Origin of the sequence: Pseudonocardia sp., from assembly GCF_025465255.1 — a bacterium.
In the GTDB taxonomy this organism is placed as follows: Bacteria; Actinomycetota; Actinomycetes; order Mycobacteriales; family Pseudonocardiaceae; genus Pseudonocardia.
This window is the reverse complement of record NZ_JAODNI010000114.1, coordinates 22,062-28,565: the sequence shown is the minus strand read 5'-3', so window position 1 is coordinate 28,565 and position 6,504 is coordinate 22,062. Positions and strand designations below refer to the sequence as shown.

Sequence of the window (6,504 nt, the reverse complement as noted above, 5' to 3'; positions counted from 1 at the left end):
GGTGGACATGCTCTTCGCCCTGCTGCGCGGGCTCATCGAACTCTCGGCATCCGTCCCGGCCGATCGCCACCGCGCGGCCCTGCTCTGCACCGAGGCGATGATCCGCGGGGAGCTCTTCGCCCCACGGGAGGGCACACCGGGGACCCGACCGGGGCCGAGCGGCGGTGAGGTGGTCCCCTGAACACGTCGAAGGCTCCGCCGAGTCGCCCTGTCAGGGCGTTCGGCGGAGCCTTCGACGAAACTGCCGAGTGCTCCCGGCAGGGACAGCTGATCAGCCGGCCACCGGGGAGGAGTCGCCGGCGGGGTTCTTGACGGGCAGGCCCATGAACCGGCGGGCGTTGTCCCCCATGAAGTCCCGCGTCCGCTTCTCGTCCATCCCCTCGGCGTACTTGAAGTACCCCCGGGGCTCGGTCAAGCCCTCCGGGTGCGGGTAGTCCGAGCCGAAGAGGACCTTGTCCCAGCCGACCCAGTCCACCACGTCGGCGACGCAGCCCTCCCAGAACGGGCTGATCCAGACGTTGCGGCGGAACACGTCGACGGGGTGCTCGGCGAAGTTCTGCGGCATCTTCGAGTGGACGCCCTCGAGGTCGTCGAGGAGCGGCTTGATCCACGACGAGCCGTTCTCGACGCTCGCGATCCGCAGCTTCGGGAAGCGCGTCAGCGTGCCGTGGCAGATCAGGCTGCCGAGCATGTCGGCGATCTCCCGGTGCCCGAGCACCAGCCACCGGAACGAGCTCATCTCCATGAAGTTGTTGGTCTCCGGCGGCTCCCACCGGTTGACGTACTCGTCGAGCGGAGGCTGGCTCGCGTGCAGGACGATCGGCATGTTCGCGTCCTGGACGTCCTGCCAGAACGGGTCGAACTCCGGGAGCGCCGGCGAGCGCCAGCCGCGGTACCCCTTGACCGGCGCCGGCTTGATGAGCACGGCCCGGGCACCGTTCTCGACGAGGTACTCGAGCTCCCGGCGGGCGTCGTCGACCAGCGCACACGAGATCACCGGGGTCATGAAGAGCCGGTCCTGGTGCACGTAGCCCCAGGTCTCGAGCATCCAGCGGTTGAGCGCGTGGATCATCGCCACGACCAGCTCGGGGTCCTCCGCCGCGGAGTGCTCGACCAGGTTGGCCAGCGTCGGGAAGACCAGCGCCTCGTCCACGCCCTGCTCGTCGAGGGCCTTGATCCGGGGGCCCGGCTCGCGGAAGTCCGGCTGCGCGTCGATCGGCCGACCGGTGAGCTCGCGGAGGGTCTTCCCCTCCTTGTTCTGGCCCGAATAGAACTTCTCGTGCGCCCCCGGGGCGGCCACCCGGTCGAACGTGGGGTTGGGGATGAACTCGGTGATCCGGTTCAGGATCGAGATGCGGGTGTGCCGTCCCACCTGCACGTACTGCACCGCCCGGCGGAAGCGCTCCGGCAGGTGCCGGGTGAGGGCCTCCGGTGTCTCGTACATGTGGGTGTCCGCGTCGAAGATCGGCGCGTCGGTGTACTGCGTCACTGTGTCTTCCCTCCACTGCCGCGACGTTGGCGCAACGTACGTCACCGTAAGACCCGGATGACGAAAGTGTCAAATATCTTCGCGGCCCATGCCGCTGCGGCCACGTCGACCTTTCGCGCCGGGCGCAGGAGCAACGCCACAGGGTTTGGCGCGACCGTCACCATGACGCGCGTTCGTACTGATCGGAGACCCTATGACGCCCGCCGCCGACAGAGGCCTCGACTCCGCTCTTCCACCACCGCACGAAAGAGATCCGGCCTGGTCCGTCCGGCTGACGCTGTCGTCAACTATGATGGATGCGGCCCTCCGGTCGGCGACGCCGTCCGAGCGCCCGTACGCTCTGTCCGCACACGACCTGGAGTACATGATCGACGAGGCGAGCACCGTGGCCCCCGAGGCGCACGGCACGACGGATCCGTCGCCGGACGACGGCGGGCTCGGGGAGCGTGCTGCCCGCACGCGCAGCCTGATCCTCAAGGCCGCGCAGCAGCTGTTCCTCGACCGCGGCTACTCCGGCACCCGGATCAACAACATCACCGACGCCTGCGGCATCTCCCGGGCCGGCTTCTACACCTACTTCAAGGACAAGCGCGAGGTCTTCAACCTGCTCGGGGAGGAGTCCTACCGCGACATCCTCGCCACCGTGACCCGCTGGGACGACATCCCGCACCCGGCGTCACGGGCGGACGTGGAGCGCTGGGTCACCGAGTACTTCGCCTTCATGGACGTGCACGGCGCTTTCATCTTCTCCTCGGCCCAGTCCGCGCCGCCGGACGAGGACTTCCGCGAGAGCAGCAAGCGGCTGCAGATGCGGATCGCGTGGCTGCTCGGGACCAACCTGCGGAACCGGCAGATCGAACCCACCGACGCACCGGAGGCGCTCGGCCTCGCCGTCATGGCGATGCTCGACCGGTCCTGGTACCAGAGCCGGGTCCAGCGGCTCCCGGTCGACGACGGGGACATGATCGCCACGGTGGCGGCGATGATCAGGTCCACCATCCGGACGAACGACTGACGGGCGGCGGCCGACGAGGCCGCCGCCCGCCGGGTCACCCGGCCTGCGGGACCACTGCGGCGCCGCCGTGCGTGCCGGCCGCGCTCATGGTGCCGGCGGGCCGAAACGCCGCCGCAGTTCTGCCTTGGCGATCTTCGCAAGTCCGGTGCGGGGCAGGGAGTCCACCACCTCGAGCCGCTCGGGCAGCTTCTGCCGCATCAAGCCCTGACCGAGGAGCCACTCGTTCAGCTCGATCAGCTCCGGGAGGTCACCCCTCGTCATGGGGACCACGACGGCGCAGACGAGCTCACCTCGGACGGCGTCGGGCAGGCCGATCACGGCGGCCTCCGCCACCCCGGGGTTGCGGGCGAGCAGCATCTCGATCTCCTGCGGAGCGATGTTCTCGCCCTTACGGATGATCATGTCCTTGAGTCGGCCGACGACCTCGATGTGGTCGGGCCCGACCATCCGGCCGAGATCACCCGTCCGGAACCAGCCGTCGTCGGTGAAGGCCGCCGCGGACTCGGCCTCGGCGGTGTAGCCGTGACACACGCAGTCCCCGCTGACCTGGACCTCGCCGGATTCGTGCGGTGCGACGGCCTCGCCGTCGGCATCGACGATCCGTACCCGGTTGCCGGGCAGGACCCGTCCGTCGGTCGCGTCGAGGATGTCCGGCGGGTCGAGCGGGCAGGCCACCGCGAGCATCGGCACCTCGGTCATCCCGTAGTCGTGCGCGAGCGTCGCGTGGAGCTCGTCGCGGACCGCCCTGGACAGGTCAGGCGGGCACGGTGCGCCACCGCCCTTCAGCGTGCGCAGATCGGGCAGCAGGGGCCCGTCCCCGGCTGCCGCCCGCGACATGGCCAGGAGCGCGCTGTAGAAGGGCGGGGCCCCGCCCGTCGTCGTGACCCGGTGCCGGCGGAACAGGGCGACCGCCTCGTCGGGGACGAACGCCTCGAGCAGTAGCAGCGGGTAGCCGCCGGCGAGCGCCGCGATCAGGTACTGGATGCCGCCGACGTGCGCGACCGGGAAGGCCATCGCGCCCACCTCCCCCGGTTCCGCACCGAGGCGGCCCACGCCGGCGAAGCCGAGGCCGGCGCTGAGCAGGGTCCGGTCGGTGTGCCGGGCGCCCTTGGGCGCACCGGTGGAACCGGAGGTGAAGTACACCCAGGCGACGTCGTCCGGGTTCGCGTCCGACGCCGGCCCGCCCGGCTCCGCCTGCGGGGCCTGGTGGCCGATCGTCAGCGTCCGGGGTGCGGGGCCCCCTCCGGGCGCGAGCTCCGCCGCCATCCGCGCGTAGTCGAAGTTCTGCCAGACGTCGGGTACCAGGAAGAACTCGGCGTCGACGGCGGCGAGCGCGGCGGAGACCTCCCGCTGCCGGTAGATCGGTATGACCGGTGCCTGAACGGCGCCGACCAGGCGCAGGCCCAGCATCACCAGGACGGTGCTGATCCTGGTCGGCAGCTGCCAGGCGACCCGGGTGCCGGCGCCGATCCCCTCGGCCGCCAGCGCCGAGGCCGCCCGAGCCGCGCCGTCCGCGACCTCGCGGCACGTCAGCACGGCGCCGTCCGCGTCGAGCAGGAGCGGCGCATCCGGGGTGAGCTTCGCGCGGCGCCGCAGCAACTCGTCGATCGTCGGAGCCCGCAGCAGCCACGGATGATCCGTGGAGCCGGCGGGCGGCCGGTGGCCCGGGTCTTCGCTGAGGGACGAGGTCACATCGAGAGCCATTCTCGGTCTCCTGGGAATCGGCGCCCGTCCTCCCCCGAGAGGCCGGTGCGGCGTGGTGGGCGTCGTCCGGCCGGGCGGCCACGTCGACGACCTGCGGGGCGTGCGAACGGCTCGGGACGGTGTCGGCGACCGGACGGGCTCGCACCGCCCACCCGGCCCGGCATCGCCGCCGAGCAGTACGGGTGGTCAGAGGTGGTAGCGGCTGACCAGGTCGGCGACGCAGGCAGGCTTGTCGCCGCCCTCGACCTCGACGACGGTCCTGGTGACCATCTGCACGGCGTCCTCGCCGATCCGCTCGAGGTCGACCATCGTGGTCCGGGCCCGGACGCGGCTGCCCTCGCGCACCGCGGAGGGGAAGCGGACCTTGTTCAGGCCGTAGTTGACCCCCATCCGGGCGCCCTCGATGCGGCGCAGCGAGCTCACGAAGCGCGGGATCAGCGACAGCGTCAGGAAGCCGTGTGCCACCGTCGCCCCGAACGGGCCGTCCGCGGCACGCTCGGGGTCCACGTGGATCCACTGGTGGTCCTCGGTCACGTCGGCGAACCCGTCGATCCGGTCCTGGGTGACCGTGAACCAGTCGGTCGGCCCGAGCTCCTGGCCGACCGCCTTCTCCAGCTCGGCGATCGAGCGGTAGACCTCCATCGGTCCTCCTTCTCCCGTCGGATGCGGCAGGGTCATCTCGTGCTGATCACCATGGCGCCGGCGACGGGACCGCCGCCGACGCCCACGGCGGCGATCTCCGAATGCAGCGGGGCCTGCCGCTCCCCCGCCTCGCCCCAGAGCTGGACGCACGCCTCGTGCAGGAACCCCAGGCCGTGCAACCGGCCCGCGGACAGCTGGCCGCCGCTCGTGTTGAGCGGGAGCTCCCCGTCGAGGGCGATCCGGTCGCCACCCTCGACGAAGTCGCCGACCTTGCCCCGCTCGCAGAACCCGAGGGCCTCCAGCCAGATGACGGTCAGGAAGCTGACGCCGTCGTACAGCTGGGCCAGGTCGACGTCGGCGGGACGCAGGTCGGTCCGTTCCCACAGGGTCTGCGCGGCGTCGTGGGCCGCCATCGTGGTCAGGTCGGTCCGCTGGTCCCAGGTGGCGCGCTCGAAGATCCCGGTGCCGGCCGACTCGACCGTCAGCGGATGGCGACGCAACCCCGTCGCCGCCTCGCGCCGCGATACGACGACGGCCGTCGCCCCGTCGCCGGGACGTCGCAGTCGTACAGGCAGAGCGGCTCGGAGATCATCCGCGCATCGAGGTACTCCTCCAACTCGAGCGGCTCCCGGAAGATCGCATCCGGGTTCAGCGTGGCGTTGCGGCGCGCATTGACGGCGATCGCGCCGAGCTGCTCGCGGGTCAGCCCGTGGTCGTGCATGTACCGCTGTGCCGGCATCGCGAGCCAGTTGGTCGCCGACGGCGCACCGAAGGGCGCCATGTACTCGAGGTGGGCGGGAGCACGCCCCGAGCCGACGAGCACCGACGCGCGCCCCGCCGACCCCTGCGCCGTCGACTCCCACACCGACCGGAACACCAGGACGTGCTCGGCGAACCCGAGGCTGACCGCCATGCACGCCTCGATGACCGGGCCGATCTGCCCGGCCGTCTCCATCCCGGACATGTACCAGCGGCTGCGCAGGCCCAGGGCGTTGCGCAGGTCGTGCACGCCCGCCCCGGAGAAGCCCCGGTCCGGCACCCCGGGGCCCGGGTAGCTCGCGACGCCGTTGATGTCGTCCGGGGTCAGCCCGGCGTCCTCGATCGCGCGCAGGCAGGCCTCGACGGTGAGGGACAGGCCCGACCGCCCGAGCTTGCGGCCGATCCGGGACTTGCCCGCGCCGGTGAGCACCGCGCGGCCCTCGAACGGGCCACCGCGGGTCATCGGACGCCTCCGACCGGGCGGAACAGCGGAATCCACACGTCGTCCCACCGCTCGAAGAACACGTCCACGGTCAACCCGACGTGGACGTCCTCCGGCGCGACGTCCACGACGTTGCTGACGAGGCGGACGTCGGGCTCGTCGGCGAGCTCGATCATCGCCACGACGTAGGGCGGCGGGTACGCCGGGATCCACGGCTGGCGGTTGATCGTGAACGCCGCCACCCGGCCCCGCCCGGATGCGGGCTCCGGCCCGACGTCCAGGCTGCGGCACCGGAAGCACACCGGGGCCGGCGGATGGAACCACCGGGTACACGCCCGGCAGCGGTGGACGAGCAGCTCACCGTTTGCGCCTCCGGTCCAGAAGGGCTCGGACTCCGGCGTCGGATCGGGCAGCAGCCGGGTCCCGGGCCTGGTGTAGGCGGCCGTCACCGGG

8 protein-coding genes are annotated in these 6,504 nt (G+C 71.6%); 2 read left to right on the top strand and 6 right to left on the bottom strand.

All coding sequences use genetic code 11. The annotated features are described in order from the left end of the window. The coding region (locus JWP64_RS13845) for a hypothetical protein (protein ID WP_297496379.1) at positions 1-181 on the top strand (181 nt) is incomplete at its 5' end. A 90-nt stretch (positions 182-271) separates the two neighbouring features. Here the strand turns inward: JWP64_RS13845 and JWP64_RS13840 are convergent. Next, a complete protein-coding gene (locus tag JWP64_RS13840; RefSeq protein WP_297496378.1) occupies positions 272-1,489 on the bottom strand; it encodes an amidohydrolase family protein in 1,218 nt (405 codons plus the stop codon). Positions 1,490-1,781: 292 nt separating this feature from the next. On the opposite strand from JWP64_RS13840, the gene JWP64_RS13835 reads away from it, so the two are divergent. Beyond that, positions 1,782-2,504, top strand: coding sequence for a TetR/AcrR family transcriptional regulator (locus JWP64_RS13835; RefSeq protein ID WP_297496376.1), 723 nt, complete (start codon positions 1,782-1,784; stop codon positions 2,502-2,504). 84 nt (positions 2,505-2,588) lie between these two features. Here the strand turns inward: JWP64_RS13835 and JWP64_RS13830 are convergent, their stop codons facing one another. The 5 genes from JWP64_RS13830 to JWP64_RS13810 all read right to left on the bottom strand — a co-directional run bounded on the left by JWP64_RS13830 (position 2,589) and on the right by JWP64_RS13810 (position 6,500). Further along, the gene (locus JWP64_RS13830) at positions 2,589-4,208 is read right to left on the bottom strand and encodes an AMP-binding protein (protein WP_297496374.1); all 1,620 of its coding nucleotides are present in this window, start codon (positions 4,206-4,208) and stop codon (positions 2,589-2,591) included. A gap of 186 nt (positions 4,209-4,394) precedes the next feature. Continuing rightward, positions 4,395-4,850: a MaoC family dehydratase gene (locus tag JWP64_RS13825; RefSeq protein ID WP_210032214.1), complete on the bottom strand. Its 456-nt coding sequence runs from the start codon at positions 4,848-4,850 to the stop codon at positions 4,395-4,397. Between the two features lie 32 nt (positions 4,851-4,882). Beyond that, on the bottom strand, positions 4,883-5,350 hold the full coding sequence (locus JWP64_RS13820) for a hypothetical protein (RefSeq protein ID WP_297496371.1): 468 nt from the start codon (positions 5,348-5,350) through the stop codon (positions 4,883-4,885). Further along, complete coding sequence (locus tag JWP64_RS13815) at positions 5,332-6,072, bottom strand: hypothetical protein (protein ID WP_297496369.1); 741 nt, start codon at positions 6,070-6,072, stop codon at positions 5,332-5,334. Before JWP64_RS13815 ends, JWP64_RS13820 begins: the two co-directional genes overlap by 19 nt. Then, the gene (locus tag JWP64_RS13810) at positions 6,069-6,500 is read right to left on the bottom strand and encodes an OB-fold domain-containing protein (RefSeq protein ID WP_297496367.1); all 432 of its coding nucleotides are present in this window, start codon (positions 6,498-6,500) and stop codon (positions 6,069-6,071) included. The genes JWP64_RS13815 and JWP64_RS13810 overlap by 4 nt, the downstream gene beginning before the upstream one ends. Positions 6,501-6,504: the final 4 nt, after the last annotated feature.